Annotated in this window: 24 protein-coding genes and 1 pseudogene; 12 read left to right on the forward strand and 13 right to left on the reverse strand. The window is 68.6% G+C overall.

The window, feature by feature from the left end; translation table 11 throughout:
* Positions 1 to 62: 62 nt before the first annotated feature.
* The 3 genes from AB0M95_RS26025 to AB0M95_RS26035 all read right to left on the reverse strand — a co-directional run bounded on the left by AB0M95_RS26025 (position 63) and on the right by AB0M95_RS26035 (position 2,973).
* Positions 63 to 746 (reverse strand): DUF6879 family protein, encoded by a 684-nt coding sequence (locus tag AB0M95_RS26025; RefSeq protein ID WP_363769570.1) that lies wholly within the window; start codon positions 744 to 746, stop codon positions 63 to 65.
* A 91-nt stretch (positions 747 to 837) separates the two neighbouring features.
* Positions 838 to 1,746 (reverse strand): helix-turn-helix transcriptional regulator, encoded by a 909-nt coding sequence (locus tag AB0M95_RS26030; RefSeq protein WP_363769573.1) that lies wholly within the window; start codon positions 1,744 to 1,746, stop codon positions 838 to 840.
* A gap of 276 nt (positions 1,747 to 2,022) precedes the next feature.
* Positions 2,023 to 2,973 carry an endonuclease/exonuclease/phosphatase family protein gene (locus AB0M95_RS26035; protein WP_363769576.1) on the reverse strand — a complete coding sequence of 317 codons (951 nt, stop codon included), beginning with the start codon at positions 2,971 to 2,973 and terminating at the stop codon, positions 2,023 to 2,025.
* 340 nt (positions 2,974 to 3,313) lie between these two features.
* Between AB0M95_RS26035 and AB0M95_RS26040 the strand changes: the two genes are divergently transcribed.
* On the forward strand, positions 3,314 to 3,598 hold the full coding sequence (locus tag AB0M95_RS26040; RefSeq protein ID WP_358526253.1) for an iron-sulfur cluster biosynthesis family protein: 285 nt from the start codon (positions 3,314 to 3,316) through the stop codon (positions 3,596 to 3,598).
* Between the two features lie 90 nt (positions 3,599 to 3,688).
* On the opposite strand, the gene AB0M95_RS26045 is transcribed toward AB0M95_RS26040, so the two are convergent.
* On the reverse strand, positions 3,689 to 4,249 hold the full coding sequence (locus AB0M95_RS26045; protein ID WP_363769579.1) for a GNAT family N-acetyltransferase: 561 nt from the start codon (positions 4,247 to 4,249) through the stop codon (positions 3,689 to 3,691).
* A gap of 524 nt (positions 4,250 to 4,773) precedes the next feature.
* On the opposite strand from AB0M95_RS26045, the pseudogene AB0M95_RS26050 reads away from it, so the two are divergent.
* The 7 genes and pseudogenes from AB0M95_RS26050 to AB0M95_RS26080 all read left to right on the forward strand — a co-directional run.
* A pseudogene (locus AB0M95_RS26050) lies at positions 4,774 to 4,947 on the forward strand (LacI family DNA-binding transcriptional regulator); the annotation flags it as partial.
* A 191-nt stretch (positions 4,948 to 5,138) separates the two neighbouring features.
* A complete protein-coding gene (locus AB0M95_RS26055) occupies positions 5,139 to 6,521 on the forward strand; it encodes an extracellular solute-binding protein (protein ID WP_363769582.1) in 1,383 nt (460 codons plus the stop codon).
* Between the two features lie 70 nt (positions 6,522 to 6,591).
* Positions 6,592 to 7,509, forward strand: coding sequence for a sugar ABC transporter permease (locus AB0M95_RS26060; RefSeq protein WP_363769585.1), 918 nt, complete (start codon positions 6,592 to 6,594; stop codon positions 7,507 to 7,509).
* 12 nt (positions 7,510 to 7,521) lie between these two features.
* On the forward strand, positions 7,522 to 8,526 hold the full coding sequence (locus tag AB0M95_RS26065) for a carbohydrate ABC transporter permease (protein WP_363769588.1): 1,005 nt from the start codon (positions 7,522 to 7,524) through the stop codon (positions 8,524 to 8,526).
* Positions 8,527 to 8,630: 104 nt separating this feature from the next.
* Positions 8,631 to 10,187 (forward strand): alpha-amylase family glycosyl hydrolase, encoded by a 1,557-nt coding sequence (locus AB0M95_RS26070; protein ID WP_363769591.1) that lies wholly within the window; start codon positions 8,631 to 8,633, stop codon positions 10,185 to 10,187.
* A gap of 234 nt (positions 10,188 to 10,421) precedes the next feature.
* Positions 10,422 to 12,470, forward strand: coding sequence for a glycosyl hydrolase family 28-related protein (locus AB0M95_RS26075; RefSeq protein ID WP_363769594.1), 2,049 nt, complete (start codon positions 10,422 to 10,424; stop codon positions 12,468 to 12,470).
* A gap of 359 nt (positions 12,471 to 12,829) precedes the next feature.
* Positions 12,830 to 13,951, forward strand: coding sequence for an XRE family transcriptional regulator (locus AB0M95_RS26080; protein WP_363769597.1), 1,122 nt, complete (start codon positions 12,830 to 12,832; stop codon positions 13,949 to 13,951).
* 17 nt (positions 13,952 to 13,968) lie between these two features.
* Here the strand turns inward: AB0M95_RS26080 and AB0M95_RS26085 are convergent, their stop codons facing one another.
* A complete protein-coding gene (locus AB0M95_RS26085) occupies positions 13,969 to 14,100 on the reverse strand; it encodes a hypothetical protein (protein ID WP_363769600.1) in 132 nt (43 codons plus the stop codon).
* On the opposite strand from AB0M95_RS26085, the gene AB0M95_RS26090 reads away from it, so the two are divergent.
* The 3 genes from AB0M95_RS26090 to AB0M95_RS26100 all read left to right on the forward strand — a co-directional run bounded on the left by AB0M95_RS26090 (position 14,099) and on the right by AB0M95_RS26100 (position 16,140).
* A complete protein-coding gene (locus tag AB0M95_RS26090; protein ID WP_363769603.1) occupies positions 14,099 to 14,497 on the forward strand; it encodes a hypothetical protein in 399 nt (132 codons plus the stop codon). The two genes, AB0M95_RS26085 and AB0M95_RS26090, sit on opposite strands and share 2 nt — an antisense overlap.
* Before the next feature lie 156 nt (positions 14,498 to 14,653).
* Complete coding sequence (locus tag AB0M95_RS26095) at positions 14,654 to 15,553, forward strand: ABC transporter transmembrane domain-containing protein (protein WP_363769606.1); 900 nt, start codon at positions 14,654 to 14,656, stop codon at positions 15,551 to 15,553.
* 101 nt (positions 15,554 to 15,654) lie between these two features.
* Complete coding sequence (locus tag AB0M95_RS26100) at positions 15,655 to 16,140, forward strand: hypothetical protein (RefSeq protein ID WP_363769608.1); 486 nt, start codon at positions 15,655 to 15,657, stop codon at positions 16,138 to 16,140.
* A 546-nt stretch (positions 16,141 to 16,686) separates the two neighbouring features.
* Here AB0M95_RS26100 and AB0M95_RS26105 read toward each other — a convergent pair.
* From AB0M95_RS26105 to AB0M95_RS26125, 5 genes are all read right to left on the reverse strand, one after another.
* Positions 16,687 to 17,982: a hypothetical protein gene (locus tag AB0M95_RS26105; protein ID WP_363769611.1), complete on the reverse strand. Its 1,296-nt coding sequence runs from the start codon at positions 17,980 to 17,982 to the stop codon at positions 16,687 to 16,689.
* A gap of 660 nt (positions 17,983 to 18,642) precedes the next feature.
* Complete coding sequence (locus tag AB0M95_RS26110) at positions 18,643 to 19,248, reverse strand: hypothetical protein (RefSeq protein ID WP_363769614.1); 606 nt, start codon at positions 19,246 to 19,248, stop codon at positions 18,643 to 18,645.
* Positions 19,249 to 19,354: 106 nt separating this feature from the next.
* Positions 19,355 to 20,206 carry an N-acetyl-1-D-myo-inositol-2-amino-2-deoxy-alpha-D-glucopyranoside deacetylase gene (gene mshB, locus AB0M95_RS26115; RefSeq protein WP_363769617.1) on the reverse strand — a complete coding sequence of 284 codons (852 nt, stop codon included), beginning with the start codon at positions 20,204 to 20,206 and terminating at the stop codon, positions 19,355 to 19,357.
* An 82-nt stretch (positions 20,207 to 20,288) separates the two neighbouring features.
* Positions 20,289 to 21,344, reverse strand: coding sequence for a LacI family DNA-binding transcriptional regulator (locus AB0M95_RS26120; protein WP_363769620.1), 1,056 nt, complete (start codon positions 21,342 to 21,344; stop codon positions 20,289 to 20,291).
* A gap of 90 nt (positions 21,345 to 21,434) precedes the next feature.
* A complete protein-coding gene (locus tag AB0M95_RS26125) occupies positions 21,435 to 22,415 on the reverse strand; it encodes a pyridoxal-phosphate dependent enzyme (RefSeq protein ID WP_363769623.1) in 981 nt (326 codons plus the stop codon).
* Positions 22,416 to 22,494: 79 nt separating this feature from the next.
* On the opposite strand from AB0M95_RS26125, the gene galK reads away from it, so the two are divergent.
* Positions 22,495 to 23,625 (forward strand): galactokinase, encoded by a 1,131-nt coding sequence (galK, locus tag AB0M95_RS26130; protein ID WP_363769626.1) that lies wholly within the window; start codon positions 22,495 to 22,497, stop codon positions 23,623 to 23,625.
* A 22-nt stretch (positions 23,626 to 23,647) separates the two neighbouring features.
* Here galK and AB0M95_RS26135 read toward each other — a convergent pair whose 3' ends face one another.
* The 3 genes from AB0M95_RS26135 to AB0M95_RS26145 all read right to left on the reverse strand — a co-directional run bounded on the left by AB0M95_RS26135 (position 23,648) and on the right by AB0M95_RS26145 (position 26,037).
* Positions 23,648 to 25,174, reverse strand: a complete 1,527-nt coding sequence (locus tag AB0M95_RS26135; protein WP_363769629.1) for an FAD/NAD(P)-binding protein — start codon at positions 25,172 to 25,174, stop codon at positions 23,648 to 23,650.
* 129 nt (positions 25,175 to 25,303) lie between these two features.
* Complete coding sequence (locus AB0M95_RS26140) at positions 25,304 to 25,675, reverse strand: STAS domain-containing protein (protein ID WP_358526306.1); 372 nt, start codon at positions 25,673 to 25,675, stop codon at positions 25,304 to 25,306.
* A gap of 158 nt (positions 25,676 to 25,833) precedes the next feature.
* Positions 25,834 to 26,037 carry a cold-shock protein gene (locus AB0M95_RS26145; protein WP_114027418.1) on the reverse strand — a complete coding sequence of 68 codons (204 nt, stop codon included), beginning with the start codon at positions 26,035 to 26,037 and terminating at the stop codon, positions 25,834 to 25,836.
* Between the last annotated feature and the right edge of the window lie 167 nt (positions 26,038 to 26,204).

Genomic DNA, 26,204 nt, shown 5'->3' on the forward strand with positions numbered 1-26,204 from the left:
CACCCCGGCTCTGGCGACGACCAGAAAGTTGGCAGAGGTTGGCACCCCTGCCAACGCATGGTCTACTGCGGCTTGTACTCGGCGTGCGGGATGCCTCGGTCCCAGGCCATCTCGAACGCTCCTCCGAACTCCCGGGCGACCCGCGGATCGGAGCTGTAGGTGTAGACGCGGGGGTTGGAGTCGTCGCCCCGCTGGAAGTTCCACCGGATGATGCGGTGGTCGAAGACCCAGCAGTCGGCGCCGGGGAGCAGCAGGTCAGCGGCCTTCATCCTGGGGAGCCACCGGATGTCCTCCCCCGCCTCGACCGCAGTGTGGGTGCCGGAATGCTCCCACCTGATGTAGTCGGACACCGGCTCGCTGATCACCCGGAGCCGCCGCCAGCGGACTCCCCGCGCGACGGCCGAACGGACGAGATCGGGCCATGCGCCCCAGTCGAAGGTGTCGACACCGGTCTCCTTCCAGTGCAGGAAGGCCGGCTCGGCCTCGTAGGCGTCCCGCAGCTCCAGCCGGATGATCGAGTGCTGGGTGTTCTCCACCAGGTACTCGAATGTCGGCTGCCCGTGCCCGTGCCGCCCCTCGCCGTAGGTCTCGTCCAGCGCCTCGCGGAGCGCGGGGAACAGCCGGTCGGGAACCCAGATATCGGTCTCGTCCTCGCCCTTGGCGACGTCATCGGCGAACCGCTCGATCAGCGCCGGGTCGGTGACGGTCTTCCCCCGGATGTGCAGGCCGCCCGGCGCAGCCCACACGGCGGGACACTCCTGGGTGTGCGATTCGGGGTCTTGTCCGATGAAATGCACCACGTGCTACCCCCTCAGGGTTCGGCTCTTGCCTGAACCCTCACCCGTCGCCCCGGCCGGGGTCAAGCCTCTCCAAAGCCCGCCTGACCAGCGCTCTCGCCTCCGCACCACGAACTGCGATAGACCTTAGATCATCCCACGCGGTCTGATACATCTCCAGGTCATCGAGGTGATTCAAGGTGAGTAGCCCCGACAGCAACTCCACCATCACCTCCCGATGACCCGGGAAGGTGTTGATGTCGAACGACTCCCGAGGCCGGACCCCCTCACGGTCCACGTCCATCGGGACGATCCACAACGTCACCGCCGGAAGGCGCGACACCTCCATCAGATGGAGCAACTGCTCATGGTGAACATCGTCACCGTACGGCCGGTACCGGAGTACGGCCTCCTCAAGCATGAACTCGAACCGCTTACCTGGCACCCGCAACCACCGCTGCCGCGCGAGCCGCTCCGTCACGGCCTCCGTCACATCGTCCGGTTCAACGTGCCGCTCGCGCCGGACGCCCCGCAGGACCCCGGTCATGTACCCGGGCGTCTGAAGCAAACCGGGAACGACCTTCGTCTGGTAGGTCCGCACCGAGCTGACCTGGGCGAACATCTCCCCGATCGTCATCCGCTGCGTGGCGTTCAGCCCGATCTTCCGGCCAAGCTCCCGGTTCGAGACCCACATGCGAGCTACCGACTCTTGGTCAGCAAGCAGTTCGTCCCGCCGAAGATCAGATACCCCGCACAAGCGGCACCACAGCCGGATATGGTCCGCCGTGATCGCCCGCTGCCCCTTCTCCACCTTCGTGACACTCGTGGCGTCCGCCCAGCCCGCCCGCCGCGCAAAGTCCCGCCCCGAAAGTCCGGAGGCCTCCCGTATCTTCCGCAATTGCCCGCCAAGACGCAGCCGTGCGGCTTGCACGGACGACGAAGGCATGGGGGAATCGGGCATCACCCACATCTTCCCAGCCTGAGGCCCCGGGCCATCGCCGGATTGGCGAGGGTTGGCACCGCTTGCGTCCGTTGACTGAGCTCACTTCCTAGTTGGGGCTCTCCTCGACATGCAGCCATGCAGCTGCGATCCGGTTAGGGGTCGAGTCGGAGGGTCGTGACGCACCTCGCCGGCGCGCTGGCCCCGTGCGGCGTCCCGGACGAGACGATCGGCACGATCGCCGCCGCCCGGGCCCCGCTCAAGGAGGAGATCGTCGAGAGCAGTCCCCCACCTGACGGCCCGCAGCTAGACGCCGAAGCGGGCGTAGAGGGGGGCGTGGTCGGAGTCGGCGGCGTCGCGGCGGGCCTTCGGGTCCTCGGTGACCGACGGCAGGCCGTGGCCGACCACGGACCGCATCTCGTCGACCCGCTCGATCAGCGCCCGGCTCACCAGAATGTGGTCGATCAGCTCGCCCTTGCCGTTGTGGACCCGTGAGTACCGCTCGTTCTCCGGCATGATCCGCGTGGCGAGGTTCCACAGACGATAGGCGTCACCCTTGTCCGGGCGGAGCGCGCCCGGCGTGTCGAGTTCGGAGCCGGGCGGCCCGAGCACGATCTGGGTGGTGGCGGCCTGCGGCTCGTCGTTGAAGTCGCCGACCACGACCACCGCACGCTTCTGCCCGTGCCCGGCGACCAGCGAGTCGGCGAGGCCGCGCAGCGTCGTCGCCTCCGCCGCCCGCCGGTACAGCGCGTACGCCCCGTACCTGGCGCGCTCTCCCTCGTCACGGGCGGCGAACCTGCCCCCGGGGAAGCTGAGCAGCTTGGACTTCAGGTGGCAGACGGCGACGTCGAGCGTGGTGCCGGGGGTGGGCTCGACCTGGACGGCGAGCATGCCGCGGCTGGTCTGGTCGGTGCCGGGGCCGGCGTCGTCGTGCTGGACGGCCGCCAGCGGCGCGGTGAACGCGCTCACCTCGCGGGCGGCCGTGAGCGGCAATCTGCTGATCACGCCGACGCGGATGCCCCGGGCGTCGGGGTGGCGCGAGAGCGCGACGTGCCATTCGCCGCCGATCGCGTCGGTCAGGTCGGTCAGCGCCGCGGGGTGGCCGACCTCCTGGACGCCGAGCACGTCGGGCGCGAAGCCGTTGATCGTGGCGGCGAGGGCCTTGATCTTGGCCTTGTAGGCCGTCTCGTCGCGCGGTCCGAACTCACCGCCCGGACGGTACAGGTTCTCCAGGTTCCACGTGCCGACGACGACCATCACCGCTCCCGCCCCTCTGGTGCGGGACAGGGATCCGGTTACGTCCCGCCGCTCCACTATGACCCTCCGTGCGGGGGCGCGCCATGCCTTCGCGGCCAGACGCGGGGTGTGTCGCCGGAGATGAACACCCCGTTCATCCGGCGGTCACCATGGACCCGATCACGCCGTCCCGTGCGGCCTCACGAGCACCTCGGGGGCCGGGGGCCGGAGGTCACGCCAACGCGGCGTCAAGGGTCCTTAGCGAGAATTCGACCCACGGAACCCGGCAAAACGGTTTATTGACCTCAGGGGAGGCAAAGGCGGAACTGTTGGAACACGTCAACCCTGGCGAGGAGACGCAATGCTCACGCTGACAGACACCGCCGCCAAGGTGATCCGGGACCTCAACGCCCAGTCCGAGTCGACCGACAAGGGCATCCGCATCTCGTCCCAGGGCGACGACGCGGGCTCTCTGATGCTCTCCGTCGCGGAAGGGCCCGAGAGCTCCGACAAGGTGGTCGAGAGCGAAGGCGCCAAGGTCTACCTCGACCCCGTGGCCGCGACCGTGCTCGAGGACAAGTCCCTGGACGCCAACATCGACGACCAGGGCGGAATCTCGTTCCACGTGGAGGACCAGCCACACTGACCAACACCGCTCCCCCCGCCTGCGCCCACCTGGGCCACGGCCCGGGCGCTTTCATGTGGCGAATGTCCGGCGGGGACCGACGCGTACTCGTCAGGCGCCGGTGTGGGCCCAGGTGCGCAGGCTCAGCCTCCGGCCCTTCTCCTCGAGGACCGTGGGCGGGGCGTTCGTGAGCCCGAAACCGGCCGCGCGGGCGACGCGCACGCTGGCCTCGTTCTCGTTCTCGATCTCCAGGTACACGTGGGTGAGCCCGGCCGAGGAGTGGGCGTACTCCACCATCACCTGGACGGCGCGCACCGCCAGCCGCCGCCCCCGGTGGGCGGCGCCGACGGCGTAGCCGATGCTGCCCGTACCGGCGCCCCAGCCCACCCGGCTCAGCAGGATCTCGCCCTTGGCCTCGCCCCCGTCCGTGGTGATCGCCAGGTTGAGCCGCTCCCCCGCCGTCCGCGACCGCCGGGCCGCCTCGATGTACCGCCGCGCCGCGCCGAGATCGAACGGGCTCGCCAGCGGCGTCCAGTACGCCACGTCCGGATCGTCGAACAACTCAGACATGACCGGAATGTCGTCCACGGTCCACTCCCGCAGAACGAGCCCATGCCCGCTCAGCCGGACCTCGGACGGAAAGGCGGGACGCGTACCGTACTCGATCGTCATGGGGACCTCTCGATGGCGGGGACCACGCCCATAGGGTGCCAGATCCACCGCTCCCCCGAGCGCCGCATGAGACGGTTTTCCACGCACACGGCCACATCCCCGGCCAACGTCTCGCCGCTCATCCCATGAGCACGCTCTCCCGGAGCACATCGACGTCACTCGACCCCGCGACGCGCGGCTGTTCCCCTGGGGAGAGCGGCCGCCGACGCCTCACCCGTCCGGGTTCCGCGGCTCCTCCGGGGCGCCGAGGGCCTCGGGGACAGGCGCGTCCTCCTGCCCCCGAGAACCCGGTCCGGCGCGCCGCGGCCGAGGAGGCGCGGGCGTCGTTCGTCCTGCGGAACTGCCCACACCTTAAGATGACGGCCCCACAACTGCAATGTTTCGATGGAAACACGCAAGATAACGACTACATCACGACATCCCGGGATGGGAGGCCCAGCCGGGCGGGTTCGTCAAGAGGCGCTGTGAGCCATCCGACCATAAGTCGCAAACCGTTTGCATGTTTATGCCGTATATTTGCGGGCGTGACAAGCGACAATGCGACCGCACGGTCGACCACACGTCGACTCGCCGAGGTCGCGAAGAAGGTCGGAGTCAGCGAGGCCACCGCAAGCCGGGTGCTCAACGGCAAACCGGGAGTCTCCGACGCTACCCGCGCGGCCGTGCTCACCGCGCTCGACGTGCTCGGGTACGAGCGGCAGCCCATCCCACCGGCGTGACGTCAAGGCCATGTAGCCGCGGCTACGAGGCCACTGTCACTCTTTTGCATCATGGACGCCAAAGTCTTGCTGTCATATGTCCACCTCTATATGTTGCTCCCAACCGGTTCGCGAAGCCCGTACCAGATCTTGAGCCTCGTAGTCGGGGGCAGTCCAGGAGGGAAACATCTATGAAACCCCGCAACTTTGCGATCCTGCTAGCGGCAGGTCTCGCCCTTGGCGCCGCCGGGTGTTCCGGCAGCGACTCCGGCAGCACTCCTGAGGCCTCGTCGTCCCAGGGCTCCGCGGCTCCGAGCGCCGACGCTCCCGTGACCATCTCCGTCGGGTGCAAGCCCCCCAAGAACAACCCCAAGGAGGCCGCCCAGTGGGACTCGGACGTCGCCGCCTTCCAGAAGCTCCACCCCGACATCACCGTCGAGGGCAAGGACGCCTTCCCCTGCATCGTGCCGGAGACCTTCCAGGCGAAGCTCGCCGGCGGTGAGATGGAAGACGTCTTCTACGTCTACTACACCGACGTCCAGAAGATCATCGCGGCGGGGCAGGCGGCCGACATCACGCCGTACCTGGACGGCGCTCCCGCTCTGAAGACCGTCCGCCCCGACGTCATGAGCGTCTTCAAGAGCGGCGAGAAGGTCTACGGCGTCCCGCGCGTCAACTACTCGACGGGTCTGGTGTACAACCGCAAGCTGTTCACGCAGGCCGGCCTTGACCCCGATTCCCCGCCGAAGACCTGGGCCGAGGTCCAGGCCGCGGCCAAGAAGATCGCGGCGCTCGGCCCCGGCTACGTCGGGTACGGCGAGTACAGCGCCGGCAACACCGGCGGCTGGCACTTCACCTCCTCCCTCTACGGGCGCGGCGGAGACGTGGTCGGCGCCGACGGCAAGACGGCCGCCTTCAACAGCCCCGAGGGCAAGGCCGTCCTCGAGAACCTCAAGACGATGCGCTGGACCGACGACAGCATGGGCACCAAGCAGCTGCTGCGCTGGGAAGACCTGATGCGGATGATGGGCAGCGGCAAGCTGGGCATGATGATCGGCGCCCCGGACGTCGTCAAGGAGGTCAACAACACCTTCAAGGGCAAGTTCGACGACTACGGCGTGGCGGGGCTGCCCGAGGCCACCAAGTCCCTCAGCGGCGGCGACGGCTACATGTTCAACCCGAAGGCCACCCCCGAGCAGATCAAGGCCGGTCTCCAGTGGCTTGAGTACAAGTTCCTGACGCCGGGCCAGGGCCAGTTCAACTACGAGCGGGCCAAGGCCGACGGCCTGGCGGTCGGGCTGCCGGACATCGACCTGTTCGGCGACACCGAGCCGGGCACGAAGATCCAGGAGCTGCGCAAGCAGTTCGCGACGATTCCCGTGGAGCACTTCCAGCCGTACGTCGACGCGAACGCGACGGTGGAGTTCAAGCTGGAGCCGCCCAAGGCGCAGGAGATCTACGCCGTGCTCGACACCGCGATGTCCGCGGTGCTGACCCGGCAGGACGCCGACATCGACCAGCTTCTCTCCGACGCCGAGAAGAAGGTCAACAACATCCTGGCCAAGTCAAGCTGATCTGAGCCCGGGGTGCCGGCCCGCAGGCCGGCGCCCCCGCCGGTCACCGTCGAAATCAGGAGCTCAACCGATGACCACAATGACCGTGAAGGGATCACGGCGCAGCACCACGGGGGCGGTGCGACGCGGTGTGCGCCGCAACCTGACGGCGTACGGATTCCTCTGCGCGGCGCTGATCTGCTTCGCGTTCTTCTCCTGGTACCCGATGGTGCGGGAGTTCCTCCTCAGCTTCCAGAAGACGAACTTCGTCGGGCCGCCCGAGTGGGTGGGCCTGGAGAACTTCCGCACGGTGATCGACGACTCGGCGTTCGCCCCGGCGTGGATCAACACCGCCGCGTTCACGGGCCTCGCGCTCATCGTCGGGTACGCCGTGCCCTTCGTGGCCGCCATCGTGCTCAACGAGCTGCGCCACGCCAAGGCGTACCTGCGGTTCGTGGTCTACCTGCCGGTCATGCTGCCCCCGGCGGTCGCGGTGCTGCTGTTCAAGTGGTTCTACGACCCGGGCCCCGGCCTGTTCAACCAGATCCTGGACTTCGTGCACCTCCCCGGCCTGAGCTGGCTGGACTCCACCAGCACCGCGCTGGTCTCGCTGGTGCTCGTCTCCACCTGGATGAACCTCGGCACCGGCACCCTGATCTACCTGGCCGCCCTGCAGAGCATCCCGGGCGAGCTGTACGAGGCCGCCGAGCTCGACGGCGCGGGCCTGTTCAAGCGGGTCTGGCACGTCACCATCCCCCAGACCAAGCTGATCCTCCTGGTCATGCTGCTGTTGCAGATCGTCGCCACCATGCAGGTGTTCATCGAGCCGTTCCTGCTCACCGGCGGCGGCCCGGAGAACGCGACGGTGACCGTCGCCTACCTGATGTACCAGTACGCCTTCAGCTTCGGGAACTTCGGCGGCGGCGGCGCGCTGGGACTCATGCTCATGATCGTGCTGATGGTGTTCTCGGCCGTCTACCTGCGCGTCTCGCGGGACGACGAGAACTAGAAGGGAGCACCGATGTCGAACAGCACCGTCCGGTCGGCGGGCAGTGAGGTGCGCCCGAGCCGCCCCGCCGGGCCGGGGGCCCCGCAGACGCCCGGCCCCCGTGCAGCAGAACGACGACGCAAGCGGGCCAGGGAGCCCCAGCGCCGGTTCCGCGGCGTCGTGTCGCCGCAGACGCTGAGCACCCCGCACGGCAAGGTGATCTATTGGATCGTTCTGATCACCGTCGTGGCGCTCTTCACCGCGGTCTTCGTGTTCCCCCTGTACTGGATGGTCACCGGGGCGCTCAAGTCGGCCGACGAGTTCGCCCAGATGCCGCCCACGTTCTTCCCCAAGTCCGTCGACTTCGGGGTGTACAAGGAGGCGTGGGACCAGCTCGACCTCGGACTGTTCCTGCGCAACACGCTGATCTACGCGGCGGGCGCCTGGTTCTTCACGCTGGCCATCGACGTGACGGCGGCGTACGCGCTGTCGAAGCTGCGACCGGTGCTCGGCAAGCTCGTGCTCGCCCTGATGCTCTCGACGCTCATGATCCCGCCGATGGTGATCCTGCTGCCGGCGTACCTGACCGTCAAGGACCTCCCGATCTTCGGGTTCAACCTCCTCAACACCCCGTGGGCGATCTGGCTGCCCGCCGCCGCCAACGGGTTCTTCATCTTCCTGCTCAAGCGATTCTTCGACTCGATCCCCCGGGAACTGCTGGAGGCGGCCGAGATCGACGGCGCCGGTCCGGTGCGGATCCTGTGGTCGATCGTGCTCCCGGTATCCCGGCCGATCATCGGCGTGGTCTCCATCCTGGCAGTCGTGAACGTCTGGAAGGACTTCGTCTGGCCACTGCTCGTGCTGCCCGACACCGACAAGATGTCGATCAGCGTGGGCATCTCCTCTCTGTCGGCGCAGATGCCGCAGAACGTGCTCATGGCGGCGCTCGTCATCGCGAGCATCCCGGCCATCGTGGTCTTCTTCATCTTCCAGCGCAGCATCATGGCGGGCCTGACCGCCGGAAGCCTCAAGGGATGACCCGGGGCCGGCCCTACAACGCCCACGCGCAGCCGTACACACGGCCGGGCCGCCCGACGCGGCGGCGTGAGCCGTACACCGAATCTGTAAGGAGAGATTCCAGCATGTCCGAAACGTGGTGGCGGGGAGCCGCGATCTACCAGGTCTACCTGCGCAGCTTCGCCGACGGCAACGGCGACGGCATCGGCGACCTGGCCGGCCTGCGGTCCCGTCTTCCGTACCTCTCCGATCTCGGTGTCGACGCCGTCTGGCTCAACCCCTGGTACCCCTCCCCCATGGCGGACGGCGGCTACGACGTGGCGGACTACCGCGACATCGAGCCGGCCTTCGGCACGCTCGCCGAGGCGGAGAAGTTCATCCAGGAAGCGCACGCAATGGGCATCAGGACGATCATCGACATCGTCCCGAACCACGGCTCCGACCAGCAGGAATGGTTCGTCCAGGCGCTGGCCGCCGGCCCGGGCTCGCCCGAACGCGCGCGGTTCTGGTTCACCGAGGGCCGGGGCGAGGGGCTGCCGCCCAACGACTGGAAGTCCATCTTCGGCGGGCCCGCGTGGACGCAGGTGCCCGACGGCCAGTGGTACCTCCACCTGTTCGCCCCCGAGCAGCCGGACTTCAACTGGACCAACCCGGAGGTCATCGAGGAGTTCCACGACGTCCTGCGGTTCTGGTTCGACCGGGGCGTGGACGGCATCCGCATCGACTCCGCCGCCGTGCTGATCAAGGACTTCACCAGCGAGGAGGAGTCCTACACCGACCACGACGGCGTCCACGACATCTACCGCGGCTGGCGGCGCATCGCCGACGAGTACGAGGGCGAGCGCATCCTGATCGGCGAGGTGTGGCTGCCCGACCAGGAGCGGTTCGCGCTCTACCTGCGCCCCGACGAGATGCACACGGCGTTCAACTTCGACTTCATGTCCCGCCCCTGGGACGCGCGGGAGCTGCGCGAGTCGATCGACATGACGCTGACCTCGCACCTGCCGATCGGCGCGCCGCCGACCTGGGTGCTGTCCAACCACGACGTCCCGCGCCCGGTCACCAAGTACGGCCGCGAGAACACCGCCTTCAGCCACGCCGACCGCCGGGACGGCGTCCCGTCCGACCTGGTACTCGGCGAGCGCCGGGCCCGGGCGGCGGCGCTGCTGGCCATGGCCCTGCCGGGCAGCCTGTACGTGTACCAGGGCGAGGAGCTCGGGCTGCCGGAGGTCGACGACATCCCCGGCGAGCTGCGCCAGGACCCGATCTGGACCCGGTCGAAGAACACCGTGCCCGGCCGGGACGGCTGCCGCGTGCCGCTCCCCTGGTCGGGACAGGAGGCGCCGTTCGGCAACGGCACCGGAACGCCGTGGCTGCCACAGCCCGCCTCCTGGGGCACCCTGACCGCCGAGGCGCAGGACGCCGACCCCGCGTCCATGCTGTGCCTGTACCGCGCCGGCCTGCGCGTCCGCCGCGGCAAGCTCGGCGACGGGGCGCTGCGCTGGCTGGACGCAGGCGAGAACGTGATCGCCTTCACCCGCGAATCGGGGCTGGCCTGCGTGGTCAACTTCGGCGCCGAGCCGGTCGCGCTGCCCGAGAACCAGGGCGTCGTCCTGGCGAGCGGGCCGCTGGAGGGCGAACTGCTCCCCACCGACACCGCCGTCTGGCTGCGCACCGCCTGAGCCGGCAAGACCCTGTCCGCACGACATCCGACCGACGTCCGGCCCGCGTCCGACCGACGCGCGCCACACGTCCGCACGATGTCCGCACGACCCGCACCCCGTCCGCCACGCAGGGCCGGCCGTCTTCTCGGGGACACGGACGCCCTCTGTCTTCACCGTCCCTCCACCACGGGCCGGTCCCGCCCGGACCGGCCCTTCTCCGTCCGCCACTCCTGAGAAGGCGAGTTCACCCCCATGCAAGGAGCTGTCTTCAGGCTGCCCGCCGTGGTGGCCTGTGCCGCGCTGGCGCTCGCGGGGCTCACTACGGCCGCGAACGCCCAGTCCCCGTCCCAGTCGGCGCGCGAGTCCTTCGCCGCCTCCCCCGCCGTGACCCCCACAGTGACCCGCGCCGCCCTCGACCCCGCGCTCGTCGCGGGCCGTGGGGCCTCCGTCGCCTTCGCCGAGCAGGAGGCGGAGAACGCGACGACCAACGGCATGGTCATCGGCCCGGACCGCACGGCGTACACGCTGCCGTCGGAGGCCTCCGGCCGTAAGGCGGTCAAGCTGACGCCCGGCCAGTACGTCGAGTTCACGCTGCCGAGCGCGGCCAACGCGATCACCGTGCGCTACAGCATCCCGGACGCGCCGAACGGCGGCGGCATCACCGCGCCGCTGAACGTGACGGTGAACGGCGGGGCCAAGCAGACCCTCACCCTCACCTCGCAGTACGCGTGGCTGTACAACCAGTACCCGTTCGCCAACGACCCGAACGCCGACCTGCTGCACCCGGACTGGTGGATCACCGAGTGCCAGTGCGTCCCGAACGCCACGACGCCCCCGCCGGCGATCACCAAGCCGTTCCGCCCGAGCCACTTCTACGACGAGCAGCGCCTGCCGCTCGGCAAGACCTACCGCGCCGGTGACAAGGTGCGGCTCACGGTCCCGGCCGGAAGCAACGCCGCGTGGACGGTCGTGGACCTGCTCGACTCCGAGCTCGTCGGCGCGCCGCACGTGAGGGTCGTCGCGGCCAACGTGCTGGCGTTCGGCGCCGACCCGCTCGGCCGGCGCGACTCCGCCGACGCGTTCGACAAGGCGATCGCCTTCGCCAGGCGCAACAACCTCAAGGTGTACGTCCCGCCGGGCACCTTCCAGGTGAACCGCCACATCATCGTCGACGACGTGACGATCGAGGGCGCAGGCAACTGGTACACGATCATCAAGGGCCGCGAGGTGGCCCTGCCCACGCCGGCCCCCGACGGCTCGGTGCACACCGGCGTCGGCTTCTACGGCAAGGACGCCTCGGCGGGCGGCAGCAGGAACGTCCACCTGTCCGGCTTCACGATCCAGGGCGATGTCCGCGAGCGCATCGACACCGACCAGGTCAACGGCATCGGCGGCGCGCTGAGCGACTCGACCATCGACGGCCTCTACATCCGCCACACCAAGGTCGGCATGTGGTTCGACGGCCCGATGACCATCCTGAAGATCAAGAACAGCGTCATCGTCGACCAGATCGCCGACGCCATCAACTTCCACACCGGCGTCACCAGGTCGTCGGTGTCGAACACCTTCGTCCGCAACACCGGCGACGACGGCCTGGCCATGTGGTCGGAGAAGACCGCCAACGTCGGCAACACCTTCGACCACAACACCGTGCAGACCCCGGTCCTCGCCAACGGCATCGCGATCTACGGCGGCACGGACAACACCGTCTCGGGCAACCTGGTCGCCGACCCGACCCGCGAGGGCAGCGGCATCCACGCCGGGTCCCGCTTCGGCGCCGAGGCGTTCGCCGGGCACCTGTGGATCACGAACAACACCACGGTCCGCGCCGGTACCTACGAGCTGAACTGGAACATCGGCCTCGGCGCGATCTGGCTGTTCGCGCTGGAGAAGAGCATCGACGCCGACATCCAGGTCGTCGGGGACCACTTCCTCGACAACACCTACAACGCGATCATGATGGTCAGCGACTGGCCGGTGAAGGACCAGTACTCGATCACGAACGTCCACTTCAAGGACATCCGGGTCGACGGCACGGGAACCTCGGTGGTCAGCGCCCGCGTGAAGGGCTCGGCGACCTTCGAGAACGTGGACGCCCGCAACGTCGGCGCGGTCGGCGTCAACAACTGCGGGTCGTTCAACTTCCCGCCGACCGGCTCGGAGTTCTCCCTGGTGGACCTCGGCGGCAACGACGGCGGCGGCACCACCGGCCCGTGGCTCGCGCCCTGGGAACTGCCGAACACCATCACCTGCGACGACCGTCCCCCGGTCGTGGCGCCCCCGGCCCCCTCCCCCTGGTGACCCTCCAGGTCCCCTGACCCTCCGCCCCCGGGTCCCGCGCCGGCCTCCTGTCACCGGCCGCCCGCAGCCCCCTCCCCAGGTACGGCCCGCACTCCCCACCAGGACGCGGGCCGTACCGCGTTCCCAGCGGATTTCTCAGCGTCGTCGGCGCCTGAACGCCCTCGGGCAGCGGCGTAACGAACGAAGTCCCTCACAGTGATCGTCGAGGAGCGGTGTTCGGTGAGTACTGAGCCCCCGGCTGTCTGTAGCCGTGCCCCGCGATAATCCCAGGTGCCGTAGCCGAGCCCGTGCCCGGTGGCGCAGCATCTACCACGACCGCATGCGTGCCTCTGGCCTCCATGTGTGCGAAAATCGTACACATGGCTGAGGTCGACGAGAAGACGCTTGGTGCCAGAGTCCGGGAGGCGCGTGAGCGGGCTGGTTTGAAGCAGGGCGAACTTGCTCAGCTCATGGGCCTTGAGCGAACAGCAGTGAACAAGATCGAATGTGGCATCCGCAAGGTCAGCGCTCTTGAGCTGTCGGATATCGCGGCGTTTCTTGGCGTAAGTATGTACTCGTTCCTCTCGGAGCCGATTCCGGCGCTGGTCTCTCATCGCTCTGGTCAGGGCCTGGACACGGCCGACTCGAAGATTGACAGACTTCTGGCGAATATCGCTGCTGACGTTGAATTCGTTAATGAACTGGCCCCTGACGAACTCGCGCTGCCTGGAGATGACATTGTGCCGTCTCCTCCCCCCAGAACATCATCGGACGCCGACGCTCTCACGGTCGCCGCGCGGACCATGCTCAGCCTCACCGACACTGATCCCGTACGCGACCTGGTCGGGAAGGCTGCCGCGATCGGCCTCTTGATCTTCTCCGTTGATCTGGGAGTGGATACAGCCGATGCCGGGACGATCTTGCTCCGCCGCGGCGGGGTGAGTCTGGTGAACAGCCACAACAAGGTGGGACGCCGCCGCCTTGCAGCGGCTCACGAGTTGGGTCACTACCTGATCGCTGACGAGTACACCATCGACTGGAGAGTCGCTGACCGACAGGGCAGTGACATTGAGACACGCCTGGACGGGTTTGCGCGGTCGCTGCTGCTGCCCGAGCGTGGCGTGCGGGCTGCGTGGGCTGAGTATGAGTCGCGCGAACTTCGCGTAGCCGCCGTGCTGCTTGCCAGCAAGTTTCGGGTCGATATGGCGACACTCGCCAGAAGGCTGGAAGAGTTGGATCTCGTTGATGGAGAAGCCGCTGCACTGATCCGCCGCGTCACCACCACTCGTGCCGATATCGTGGAATTCGGGCTAATTGTTTCAGCCGACCTTGAAGGAACTAGCCTGCCCGTTTCGTATCAGAAGGCGGTCCTGCGCACCTTTCGTGACGAACGGATCAGCCAGGAACGCGCGCTTGAACTACTCCATGACACCTTTACTGAATACGACCTACCCCCGCGCCGGAAACGCAGGGAAGACGAGATCTGGAAGTTTGTGTCGTGACACCATCGTCGAACGCATTAGTTTTCGATACTGGTCCGCTGCGGCACTTCGCTGTGAATGGGTGGTTGGGCGTTTTGAAGTTCCTCGCCGGCGACCGCCTCGTCATCGTCCCGGAGAGCGTCGAACACGAACTCAAGAACCAGGTCCATGATCACCCCCGCCTTGCACCAGGTCCTTGACGCAGGCTGGATCAGTGTTGACCGCAGCAACGACATAGGCTTCATGATTGCCTTTGCGGCCTATGAGCAGCGACTTGTCGCCGATGGACGGAACCGCGGCGAATGCGGCGTGCTCGCTCTCGGAAAGACCCGCGGGTTTGAGATAGTGCTTGATGACAGCGTTCCCCGCACCATCGCCGAAGAGGAAGGCATCCGGGTCACAGCCACTCTCCCGCTGCTCTGCAGTGCGATCAGAGAAGGACAACTGACTGTGCCTATGGTGGAGGCGCTTGCCGATGATCTAATTTCGGGCGAGTACTTCCTCCCCTTCGGTTCCGGTGGTTTCAGGCGATGGGCACAGGAGGAAGGGCTTATCGAATACGAATGAGGCGGCCATCTTGGAGTCGCAGGCGACGACTCGGGGATGGGTCACGGGCGCGCCCGGGCAGCGCGACAAGGAGGGACCGATCACCTGGGTCAGCCGCTACGAACGGCCGCTCCAGGGCGGGCAAATGCGCCGAAGCCATGCTCTAGCGTGATCACCATGAAGGCGGCTCGGTATCTGTGCTGGCTGGCCTGGGCGCAGAAGGGCCGGGTCGCGCTGGGCGCGACGCTGGGAACCCTCTGGATGGTGGGCCTGACGCTCCCGCCGTACCTGCTGTCCAGGGCGATCGACGACAACCTGGCGCCCGGCTGGGTGCTGGCGCTGCTCGGCGCGGGCCTGGTCAACGCCTGGCTGGCGATGTTGCGGCACCGCACGATGACCAAGATCCGGATGGACGCCAACTTCCGCACCGTGCGCGCCCTGGTCGAGCAGATCAACAAGCTGGGCGCCGACCTGCCCAAGCGCGCTTCGACGGGCGACGTGGTGACGATCGGCATCGGCGACGTCATCACCATCGCCGCCTCGCTGACGGTGACCGGCCCCGGCGTGGGCGCGGTGATCAGCTACGGCGTGGTGGCGGCGCTGCTGCTGCAGGTCTCCGTGGTGCTGGCCGTGGTGGTGCTGCTGGGCGTGCCGCTGCTGGCGATCCTGCTCGGCCCGCTGCTCGGGCGGCTGATGAAGGTGCAGAACGGCTATCGCGAGGCCCAGGGCAGGCTGACCACCCGCCTGGTCGACCTGATCGAGGGGCTTCGGGTGCTCAACGCCTTCGGCGGCAAGGGCACCTACGCCGCGCGGTACCGCGCCGACTCGGCGAGCCTGCGCGAGCAGGGCTACCGGGTGGCGTCGCTGACGAGCTGGATCGGCGCGCTGGGCGCCGGATTGCCCGCCCTGTTCCTGGCCGCCGTCACCTGGCTGGGCGCCCGGCTGGCAGCCGAGGGGGCCATCACGGTGGGCGAGCTGGTCGGGGTATACGGGTACATAGCCGTGCTGGTGGTGCCGGTCTCCTTCTCCATCGAGGGCAGCTTCCAGATCAGCCACGGCCTCGTCGTCCGACGTTGATGCGTACGTCGGCGTTTAATCGAGTCGGCCAGTGAACCGTACGGATCGGCGAGCAACACCAACTGCTCGAACAGGAACGTGGTTGCTTGCGGAGTCAGTCTGTGGAACTGAGAGCCGAGAACGCGACCCTTGCCGGGTATCACGCGGATGAGATCCGCGTCGGTGAGGCGCTGAAGCGACTGCGCAACCTGACCAGGTCGTATAGCGATCCCGTCGAACTGCTCGTCGGGGACTGGTCGGCCATTCGTCCAGGGCGCCTCTGGGGGAAGCTCTCCCTCAGCTCGGGGAATGGCCACGCTGAAGATCAGAATCACGGCGAGTACGGCGCGATCGATCTCCGGCAAAACGCCGAGGCCTTCCTCGGCGAGCCGGGCAGCGATGGCGTCGCTATAGCCCGAGATCAGGCCATTCGGACAAGTGATCAAGACCCGGCCAGAGGCAGCAAGGACGTCTTCGACCACGCAACGCAGCGCAGGTTCCGCCAGAGCGGGGAAAAGGTGTGTCGGAATCGGACTCTGTGCATTGTCCAGCGCGGCCACTGCGGCGTGTACTTGAGCCTGGCGACGCTCGGAGAGCAGAGCCAATGACGCCGGCATTAGAAACCCTCCGGACCAGGCAGGCGATGGTACTCCGCGCGAAGAGCAGCTACGTCGTCCTCAGACCACAGTGCGATAGCCGGTCCCAGCTTGACTAGCCCGCCTTCTGCGGATCGCCAGACAAGGCCGCACACCGTCAGCCGACGCAGCGCGGCTCGATGAATCCCCCTCATCCGCTGACTGGACCCTGTGAAGGGCATCGCCTGCAGCGAGTCGAGTATTTCCGACTCAGCGGCAGGCGCACCAGGATAAAGAGGTTTGTTGGGGTCCGGCCAGCACCAGCGGACACACGCGGCGAGAACGTACAACTGGGTCGATGTCGGCCGCCGAAAGTAGGGCTCGTGCGTCTCTTGCCCAAGCAGTTCCCGCGCACCCAGCCAGGAGACGATCAGGGCTCGAGCGTCACACTCGTCGCGGACTTCCGTCAGCACCTGGCCTACCTGGTTGGCGGCAGCATGGAGATCGCCCAGTTCGCGAGCGCTTCTGGGATACGGCAGCGTTCTCGTCACGCGCATCTTGGCAAGCAGATACGCAGAGTCATCGTCCAGCGACATCGGTGGTCGTCACCTCCACGGGCGAAGGCTCATGGCCACGGTGTACCCAGACAGGTGTGACGAAGGAGACCGTCGCCACAGGGTCGGTCAGGATCGCCGTGGAGAGGGTCGCGGTTAGCGGAATGTCGGGTGCTGCTGACGCCAGGAGAACTTGAACGACAAGTTGGATGGCGCCTGGCCGACCCGCCGCTCTGATGATGTCGGTCAGATCAACCTCGTTGCGTCCTTGAAGAGCCCTCTCGATGTTGGCGATTCGCCGTGCGCGAGCCAGCTCCGCTCGCTGCCGAGCTTCGGAGACCGGGTCGCGGTCAGATGGGCTAGCTGCGGAGGGCGGTGGTCGACGTCGGGGTGGCCTGGGACGGTATTCATCGACTGCGTCGATCAGGCGCTCGGCGTTGGTGGTGAGGCTCGGCGGGTCGAATACCGTTCGGGAGAAGACTTCGGCCAACCGTTCCGCACTCGATCGTTGAGCTGCCGTCCGGTACTGCTCCGGAGAGAGCATCGAGAAGTCTCGGCGCGTGCTGGCGAGGCGGACCAACCGGTCCCACAGCTCTCCAACCGCCTCGCAGTAACGGGAGGCGGCCCTGATAAGACGCTGCCCCGCTCCCATCTGCTGGTGAAATCGGTCCGCTACGACCGTGACAAGCGTCTTGGCTTCCGTCAACAGAGCTGCGGCCGATCGTTGGCTTCTGCGTTCCTCCAGGAGTTCCTCAATAGTTCGATCGCGTACTAAGCGAAGGAGATTGGTGGTGGTAACCGCCAGAGCCTGCCGCGCCTCCGTGATCCGCTCGCTGACCTCGGCCTCGGTCAGCAGCCCATCCTCAATCTCGCGAGTCGTGCGACTGAGCAACAGGGTGATCTCCTCGATCCCGCCCTCGCGATCGAGGCGACCAAACACGAGCAGTGCGACCGCGCTCATGTCATTGATGCGGTAGCGCTCCTGATGCTGGCGGTCGGGGCTGTCGTTGGCGAGAAGCATGCGCGTTCCGATGAACACGTTGATCCGGCTGGCCACATTGGCAGAGGAGAAGCGGGGCACACAGGCCGCGATCAACTCGTTGCGTGTCAAGCCGGAGCCGTTGTCGAGGTCGCCGAAAGCCGCGTACACCGCGCGAGCGATCTCGAGCGCCTGAGGGTCTTTCGTGACCGCACCCGCGTCGACTGCAAGCGGCGCGACGAATGGGTCGAAGCGCTCCTTGAGCGTGATGCTTTCACGGCCTGAGCCGAAATCGATGCCGATCTGCTCAGTTGCGGCTGTGTGGTGGTCGTGTGGTGCCATCGCGGTAGCAACAGTACTTCTGATAGTTACGTGTTTGCCGAGAATTCAGGAAAACCGGTAGCTCGCCGACCGGCAGGCCGATCCGCAGCAGCCTGCGGTGATCCTTTCTCGATGGTTCTCCTGCGGCGCCGCCCTGCATGGCTTCGTGGAGGACCTCGAACGCGTGATGCGCAGTGCAGTAACCTCCGCTATTCAGCGCTGAAGGCCGGATAGGATCGTTGATATGAAGAAGGTGCGCCTGATCTACAAGGATGCGATTGCCTAGATCAAATCCATAACAGAATCGGGTGCACCATTCGGGTGAAGCGTACGCGATGGGACCACCGGCTGTCTGTCGCCGGGAACGCCAAAGGACTCGTGTCCACGCCGGGTGTCAACGGCGCTCCACTTTGGGCTCTGGCACTGATTCCGAAATTAGTGCCAGAGCCTCTTCGTGGTCTGGTCTGACAGATGGGCTCTTAATGACCTACCGTGTGCCCGGCCGGTGCAGGAATCCGATGCCGAAGTCCGATGGCCCGACCGGCAGCACGCGAACGAGCAACCAACCGCGATCAACTTCTCCCCCTAAGACCCATCTCGACCGACAAACCCCAGGTCAGATGGAGTGTTGGCTGGTGGGGCGCCAGGGACTCGAACCCTGAACCTACTGATCAAAAGACCTCAGTCTTCATCGGCGAACAGTCCCGGATCCTTCGAACTCCACTCGGCCCTGATCTCGCGCCACGGACGGCCCGCGCCCTTCCGCATCTGCTCAAGGCCCTCGGCCAGTTCGTCACTCTCCAGCAGTCCGTCGTCCTCCAGACGCCGCCATACCGCCTGAAGGAGATTCCGGGAGCGCCCGGCCTCCCGGAGGTCGCGGACGAGGGTCGCCACGGCGTACAAGCGCTCCGCGTCGAGCATCAGCCGGGGCTTCGCCTGGACCGAGGTGAGCACCCCCTCTTTGACCCAGGCTCGCACGGTCTTCATGTCGAGCTCGAGAATCTTCGACGCGGTGGCGACCCGGACGGGCTCGGCTCGAGCCAGTAGGTCGGCGACCACTTCCCTGACCGCGTCGCGCGTATCGGTCTCGTGTGTGTTCGAAGCCACTTTGTCCAGCTTGCCGGCCTGGTCGAACAGGGCCAGAGCAGCGCGTTCCTCGGCTTCCTTGGTGCGCAAGGCGTCCGCGGCCATGGCGACGGCATGGCGCGGCTGCACGGAGGCGGCGGCCCGGGTCTTCTTCTCCTTGCCCGCGTGAGCCATCGCCTTGCGGACCTTGACGGCGGTCATCGAGATCCCCTCCTCACTCGACCACTCCCTAGTTATACCGCGAAAAAAGGGAGTCGAGTCGTGCCGTCCTCGAATAGGCAGCTCGGCAGATGCCGGGTTCGTGCCGTCAGGCGAAGAGGTCCGTCTCGTGGGCGGTCTCGTCCGTGGGGCCCTCGGGGCCGGCGAGGCGGGTGTAGTACTCGGCCGGGAAGAGGGGCTGGCCGATGTCGTTGGACAGGGCGAAGTAGTCGCCCTTGACGGTTATCTGCGTGCGGTGGGCGCGGAGGGCGGCGCGCTTGGCCTCCAGGTGGGGGCCCGCGCCGATGCGCGTGGTCACCTGGGCGTCGGGGACGCCGAAGCCGAACTCCTCCACGGACCTCAGGCGCTCGAACGGGCCCGCGTCCACGCCCCGCTCCAGGATCGACAGGGGCATGGCGGTGGCGTAGAAGCGGGACGGGGTCCACGGCTCGCCCTCGCCGAAGGACGGGTCGGCGGCCTTCTCGAAGGCGCGCCACGCGACGCGGTGGGCCTGGATGTGATCGGGGTGGCCGTAGTAGCCGTTGTCGTCATAGGTCACGACGACCTGCGGGCACACCTCGCGGATGACGCCGACCAGTTCGGCCGCCGCGAGGTCGAGGTCGGCCTGCCAGAAGCAGTCCGGGTCCTCGTTGGTGGGCGCGCCCATCATGCCCGAGTCGCGCCAGCGCCCGGCCCCGCCGAGGAAGCGGTGGTCGGCGACGCCCAGCGCCGCGCACGCGCGGGCCAGCTCGACGGCGCGGTACTCCCCCAGCCGGTCCTCGCGGTCGGCGGCCAGGTGGCGCAGCTCGGGCGGGATGACCTCGCCCTCTTCGCCGAGCGTGCAGGTCACCAGGCAGACGTGGGCGCCCTCGGCCGCGTACCTCGCCATCGTCGCGCCGGTGCCGATCGACTCGTCGTCGGGATGGGCATGGACGAACAGGATGCGACGATCGGGCGACATGACACCTGCCTTTCCTTCTGTGACCAGGGACGCCCGCCGGGGTGGGGCCCGCCGTGTCACCTTACGCGCCCTGTGTCACGTTCTAAGTACGGCCGCGCGCGCCGTGCCCCTGGTCCACCAGCGCGGCCGGCGGGTTATGGGCGGGGGCGGTGGACCCCCGCACGACCAGCTCCGGCTCGAAAAGAAGCTCCTCGGCGGTGACCGAGGCGCCCTCGATCTGGCCGACCAGCAGGGTGACGGCGGTCCTGCCCATGGCCTCGATGGGCTGGCGGACGGTGGTCAGCGGCGGGTTGGTGCAGTTCATGAAGGCGGAGTCGTCGAAGCCGACCACGGAGACGTCCTCGGGTACCGACATGCCGAAGCGGCGCACCGCGCGCACGGCCCCGAGCGCGAGGGGGTCGCTGGCGCAGATGATGCCGGTGACGCCGCGCTTGAGCAGCCTGGTGGTGACGGCCTGGCCGCCCTCGGGGGAGAAAAGCGTGTGCTCGACGCACTCAGGGCCCGCCGGGAGGCCGGCGGCCTTGGCGGAGGCCATGAAGGCGGCCATCTTGCGGCGTGAGGGGATGTGGTCGTCCGGGCCGAGCACCAGGCCGATGCGCTCGTGGCCTAGCGAGGCGAGGTGGCCGAACGCCTGTTCGACCGCCACGGCGTCGTCGGTGGAGACCTGGGGGAAGCCGAGGCTGTCGGTGGCGGCGTTGACCAGCACGACGGGCAGGCGCAGCTCCAGCAGGCGGTAGTAGTGCTCGTGGGGGGCGTCGGCCTCGGCGTAGTGCCCGCCGGCGAAGACGACGCCGGACACCTGCTGCTCCAGCAGCATCTCGACGTAGTCGGCCTCTGAGAGCCCGCCTGCGGTGCGGGTGCACAGCACGGGGGTGAAGCCCTGCTGGGCGAGGGCGCCGCCGACGACCTCCGCGAGCGCGGGGAAGATCGGGTTGCCCAGCTCGGGCAGCACGAGGCCGACGAGCCGGGCCCGCTCGCCGCGCAGTTGCGTCGGGCGTTCGTAACCGAGGACGTCCAGGGCGGTCAGGACGGCCGCGCGGGTCGCCTCCGCCACCCCCGGCTTGCCGTTGAGCACGCGGCTCACGGTCGCCTCGCTGACGCCGACCTTCTTCGCCACTTCCGCAAGTCGCCGAGTCACGGCGCAATCATAGGTCGCAACGGCTGCAAACCGCTTACATCATTTTGCGACCGTTACCATCTTTCCTCCGTTCCGACTCCCAACTTTCCGTCAGTTCCCAGCTTTCCCAGGTTTCCCGCCGATTCCGCGCGTTCGCCCGCCGGTGTCGTCCCAGGGCGCCGCGCCACCGGTCACGACCGCGACGATCCGCGTCCCCGGCGCGAAGGCGCCGCGCGCGGCGAGGGCGAAGACGCCGTAGAGCATCTTGGCGACGTAGATCCGCTCCAGGACGTGGCCGTGCCGGGCGGCGAAGTCACGGGCGAAATCGTCCAGCTCGGCGGGGATCCGGGCGTAGCCGCCGAAGTGGAAGCCGTGTTCCAGGGTGTAGTTCGGCGAGGACGTGCCGTACGCCTCGCGGCGCAGCCGCTCCACCTCGCCCGCCAGGAACTCCCCGCCCTTCAGCACCGAGAACCCCAGGGCACGGCGGCCGGGGGGCAGGCCCGCGGCGATGCCCGCGAGCGTCCCGCCGGTGCCGCACGCGCAGCAGATCACGTCGTAGCCGTCGCCGCCGAGCTGGGCGGTGACCTCCGCGGGCAGCTCGGCGCACCCTCGTACCGCCCAGGCGTTGCTGCCGCCCTCGGGGATCAGATGGAAATCGCCGTGCTCCTCACGCAAGCGGGCGATGACCTCGGGGTCGTTCTTCGCGCGGTAGGTCGTGCGGTCCAGGTAGGCCAGCCGCATCCCTCGCGCCACGGCGTACGCGAGGGAGGGGTTGAGCGGCAGGTGCTCCTCGCCGCGGATCACGCCGATCGTCGCGAAGCCGAAGTGACGGCCGGCGGCGGCCATGGCGCGGACGTGGTTGGAGTAGGCGCCGCCGAAGGTCAGCAGGGTGTGCGCCCCCTGCCGCGCCGCCTCGGCCAGGTTGTCCTTGAGCTTGCGCCACTTGTTCCCCGGCAGGTCGGAATGGAGGAGATCGTCCCGTTTGAGGAACAGGCGGACGCCGCCGAGCCTCGGGTCGTCGACCTCTTCCATCGGGCTCGGCAGCCGCAGGCCCGGAAGCCCTTCGGCTGTGGATGACGCGCGATTGTCCACAGGTCCAGCCTCGCACGCGCGGGCGGGTGGCCGGGGCGGACTAGGCTTGCGGGGACCCCGAGCGAAGGAGAGCGTCGTCATGCGTGCTGCGGAAGCGTTCCGTACGGCGTTCGGCCGTGATCCCGAGGGCCTCTGGCACGCGCCGGGGCGGGTGAACCTGATCGGCGAGCACACCGACTACAACGGCGGCTTCGTGCTGCCCTTCGCGGTGCCGTGGGGGGTGACGGCCGCCGTCGCCCGCCGCGATGACGACACCGTCCGGCTGATCTCCCTGCAGGACGCCGCCGGGCGCGCTCACGTCCACGAGGCCGCCGCCTGGGACCGCGCCGAGGGCTGGACGCGCTACGTCGTCGGCGTCTTCTGGGCGCTGCGCCAGGCCGGGCACGACGTCCGGGGCGCCGACCTGGTGATCGACGGCGACGTGCCCCGGGGCGCGGGGCTGTCCTCCAGCGCCGCCCTGGAGGTCTCGGTCGCCCTGGCGCTCAACGATCTCTTCGAGCTGGGGCTGAGCGGGCTCGACCTGGCCCTGCTCGCCCAGAAGGCCGAGAACGACTTCGTCGGGATGCCCTGCGGCATCATGGACCAGGCCGCCTCCGCGCTGAGCAAGGAGGGGCACGCCCTGTTCATGGACTGCCGCAGCCTCGGCACCCGTGCCGTCCCCCTCGACCTCGCCGCCGACGGGTTCCAGGTGCTGATCATCGACACCGGCGTCCACCACGAGCTCGCCGACGGCCAGTACGCCCGCCGCCGCCAGGACTGCGAGAACGCCGCCAAGCGCCTCGGCGTCGAGTCGCTGCGCGACGTCACCGACCTCGCGGCGGCCCTGGCGCTGCTGCGGGGCGACAAGCGCAGCCGCACCCAGCACGTGGTCACCGAGAACCACCGGGTGGAGGCGGTGATCGGCCTGCTGCGCGCCGGGGCCCTGCGCGAGATCGGCGCGCTGCTGAACGCCTCCCACCTGTCCCTGCGCGACCAGTACGAGGTGTCGTGCGCCGAGCTCGACGTCGCGGTCGAGGCCGCCGTCCGGGGCGGCGCGCGCGGGGCGCGCATGACGGGCGGCGGTTTCGGCGGCTCGGCGATCGCGCTGGTCGCCGCCGACCGCCTGGACCACGTCCAAGAGGAGGTCGCCCGCTCGTACGCCGGCCGCGGCTGGGCCGCCCCCCGCTTCCTCCCCGCCACCCCCGCCCCGGGCGCCCGCCGCCTCGCCTGACGGTCACCCGCGGGCCACGGGCCTAGGCGACCCGCGCCACCCGGGGGTCCGCCGCGGCGGTGAGCAGGGTGCGGGCGAGGGTGTCGGCGTGGCGGATCGCCGGGTCGTCGGCGGACAGGGGGTGGCCGCCGGTGGTCCAGGGCCCGAGCGCGAAGCGGTGCGGATGCGCCGTCCCGTTCTGGTCGACGATGCGGTGGCCGGGCAGGCTCACCTTCAGCCGCCCGGACTCCTCGGCGCACTCCCCCCGGGCGTACAGACGCCTGAGCAGCGGGTCGCGGGTGCGGTCCAGGCTCGGTCCGGGGCGCCTGGCCTCGATGAACGCCCGGGCGGTGACGGCGCCGGGCACGGTGGCCGAGGTCGCGCGCCACACGCCGTCCCGGGTGGGCTCGACCCGCGTCTCGGCGCCGAGGAACGTCACCACCCGCGCCCGGGCCAGCGCGCGGAGCTCGGCGATGCGCGCGGCGGGCAGCGTCCCGGCGGCGTGGCGCGCGAGGCGGTGGAACCAGGGGTCGTCCGGCACCCGTCCGGTGAGGTGGTCCAGCACGCCGCGCAGCGCGTGGATCATGGCGAGGTCGGCGCTGTGGGACGGGTCGGCGCGGCGGGTCAGGTCGGCGGACAGGTAGCCGTGCATCCACCGCTGCAGCCCGGCGAGGTCGCCGAACCTGATGCCGGCGAGCGGCCGGTCCAGGCGGGCGAAGTTGAGGCGGTCCTCGAAGCGGGGCACGGCCGTGCGGATCAGCGCGCGCATGGCCCTGCCGTCCCATTCCTCCGCCTCGAAGGCGTCGGCGAAGGCGTCCCAGCTCACGCGCGTGCGGTCCGGGTGGACGGTCAGCAGGTGGTGGTAGTAGGCGTACGCGAGGTCCTTGGCCACCAGGGGCCACACCTGCGCGCGGAAGTCGCGCGCCCCCTCGCCCGCGCGCCTGACGAACCTCGGGGGCGGCGGGCGCTCGCCGGTGAGCCGGTATCCGACCTGGCAGTGCGGGGGCACGCCGCGCACCGAGCCGACGTGGACCAGCGGCTCGCGCCCGCTCGGGTGGTAGATCAGCTCGCCGTCCGATCCGTGCCGGAACCGCCCGCCCCGGGCGACGGTGAGCCGCGTGAGCACGTCGGCCAGCACCGAGCCGAGGCCGATCGCCAGCACCGGCTCGCCGCCGGCCACCTGCTCCAGGGGACGGTCGGCCACGTGCCCGGCGGGCCGGTAGTAGAGCCCCTGCTCGTGGGCGAACCGGCGCAGCTCCTGCTCGCGGGCCGAGGGCAGGACGCCGGGCCAGCCCTGGGCGAGGACGACCGCGTCGGTGTCGACTCGCGTGCCGTCGTCGAGGAGGACGCGGCGGCCGGCGAGGTCGATGGCGCCGGCCCGGTGCAGGTGGATCCGCAGGCCCGGGGACTGCGGATCCGGGCTCACCGCCCCGGGTGGAGGCGCGTCGGGGTCCACGAGGTGGACCTCCAGCGGGCGCCGGGAGCTCGCCCTGGCGGCGTTGGCGCGGATCCGCTCCACCAGCCGGATACCCGTCGCACCGGCACCGACGACGCAGATGGATCCGGTCACGCTCGCCTCCCGCTATTAACCTATTTACAAGGTAGGAAATACATGGAACAGCGTCAAGACCATGGTAAGCCGAACGGCGTCCACTCGTGTGAAGTGGACGCCGGGGAGACGATGTGGTTCAGGAGTGCCTCAACCGGAGGCGCCGAAGGTGGCCTGACGCGCCTCGGCACCGGGAGGCGCGGGCTCCGGCCCTGCGACAAGGCGGACAGGGAACCGTGAGCTCAGCCCGCTCGCCTCGAGCACCCGGCGTACGGACGAGGACGGGGAGACGAGGCGCACGCCTCCCCCGAGACGCAGTGAGCGGCGGCGGGCGGCCATCAGGGCGGCCACCCCGCTCGCGTCCATGAAGGTCACCTCGGACAGATCGACGTCGAGGCGCGGGCGTGGCGGCTCGAGCGCGGCGAGCAGGCGCTCGCGCAGCTCGGGTGAACAGGAGATGTCGACGTCACCGCGGACGCGGAGGACGGTCGAGTCGGCCTGGACGATGAGGTGCAGGTCCATCGAGGACCTCCAATCGATGGACGAAGAGGGCGGTTCACATTTGGGCGAACCGCCCCGACGTCCTAGGGCGAGGACGGCGGGCGCCGTCCTCGCGTGAGCTTGAAACCTGTCCGCACGGGTTCCGTCTGGTGGCCCGTGCGCACGGATTGAGCTCGGTCTTAGAGCGGGCGGACCTGCTCTGCCTGCGGGCCCTTCGGGCCACGCGTCGTCTGGAAGTCGACGCGCTGGTTCTCCTCGAGGCTGCGGTAGCCGCTGGAGTCGATGGCGGAGTAGTGGACGAAGACGTCCGCACTGCCGTCATCGGGAGCGATGAAACCGAAGCCCTTTTCGGCGTTGAACCACTTGACGGTTCCCTGAGCCATGAACTGAATCTCCTCATGAGACGATCTACGAGGACCACGGCGTGGTTCCTCGGGTTGTCTAGCGACCGACCGCCCCTCGAAAGCACGTGGCTTCGCATGGTGGAACGCCCGCTGTAAGAACTCCGCAGGCGCTGCTACACGTTAACGAACCTCTACTACAACCGCTC

The sequence above is a fragment of the Sphaerisporangium sp. NPDC051017 genome (assembly GCF_040683095.1).
Lineage (GTDB): Bacteria > Actinomycetota > Actinomycetes > Streptosporangiales > Streptosporangiaceae > Sphaerisporangium.

Bases quoted from the DNA above. Each gene is read 5' to 3' on its own strand.
- AB0M95_RS26105 (WP_363769611.1), bottom strand. From the start codon at position 17,982: ATGGCACCACACGACCACCACACAGCCGCAACTGAGCAGATCGGCATC.
- AB0M95_RS26080 (WP_363769597.1), top strand. From the start codon at position 12,830: ATGGCTGAGGTCGACGAGAAGACGCTTGGTGCCAGAGTCCGGGAGGCG.
- AB0M95_RS26145 (WP_114027418.1), bottom strand. From the start codon at position 26,037: ATGGCTCAGGGAACCGTCAAGTGGTTCAACGCCGAAAAGGGCTTCGGT.
- AB0M95_RS26055 (WP_363769582.1), top strand. From the start codon at position 5,139: ATGAAACCCCGCAACTTTGCGATCCTGCTAGCGGCAGGTCTCGCCCTT.
- AB0M95_RS26065 (WP_363769588.1), top strand. From the start codon at position 7,522: ATGTCGAACAGCACCGTCCGGTCGGCGGGCAGTGAGGTGCGCCCGAGC.
- AB0M95_RS26085 (WP_363769600.1), bottom strand. From the start codon at position 14,100: ATGGACCTGGTTCTTGAGTTCGTGTTCGACGCTCTCCGGGACGATGAC.
- AB0M95_RS26075 (WP_363769594.1), top strand. From the start codon at position 10,422: ATGCAAGGAGCTGTCTTCAGGCTGCCCGCCGTGGTGGCCTGTGCCGCG.
- AB0M95_RS26110 (WP_363769614.1), bottom strand. From the start codon at position 19,248: ATGACCGCCGTCAAGGTCCGCAAGGCGATGGCTCACGCGGGCAAGGAG.
- AB0M95_RS26045 (WP_363769579.1), bottom strand. From the start codon at position 4,249: ATGACGATCGAGTACGGTACGCGTCCCGCCTTTCCGTCCGAGGTCCGG.
- AB0M95_RS26060 (WP_363769585.1), top strand. From the start codon at position 6,592: ATGACCACAATGACCGTGAAGGGATCACGGCGCAGCACCACGGGGGCG.
- AB0M95_RS26035 (WP_363769576.1), bottom strand. From the start codon at position 2,973: ATGGTCGTCGTCGGCACGTGGAACCTGGAGAACCTGTACCGTCCGGGC.
- AB0M95_RS26095 (WP_363769606.1), top strand. From the start codon at position 14,654: ATGAAGGCGGCTCGGTATCTGTGCTGGCTGGCCTGGGCGCAGAAGGGC.
- AB0M95_RS26040 (WP_358526253.1), top strand. From the start codon at position 3,314: ATGCTCACGCTGACAGACACCGCCGCCAAGGTGATCCGGGACCTCAAC.
- AB0M95_RS26070 (WP_363769591.1), top strand. From the start codon at position 8,631: ATGTCCGAAACGTGGTGGCGGGGAGCCGCGATCTACCAGGTCTACCTG.
- mshB (WP_363769617.1), bottom strand. From the start codon at position 20,206: ATGTCGCCCGATCGTCGCATCCTGTTCGTCCATGCCCATCCCGACGAC.
- galK (WP_363769626.1), top strand. From the start codon at position 22,495: ATGCGTGCTGCGGAAGCGTTCCGTACGGCGTTCGGCCGTGATCCCGAG.
- AB0M95_RS26140 (WP_358526306.1), bottom strand. From the start codon at position 25,675: ATGGACCTGCACCTCATCGTCCAGGCCGACTCGACCGTCCTCCGCGTC.
- AB0M95_RS26090 (WP_363769603.1), top strand. From the start codon at position 14,099: ATGATCACCCCCGCCTTGCACCAGGTCCTTGACGCAGGCTGGATCAGT.
- AB0M95_RS26030 (WP_363769573.1), bottom strand. From the start codon at position 1,746: ATGTGGGTGATGCCCGATTCCCCCATGCCTTCGTCGTCCGTGCAAGCC.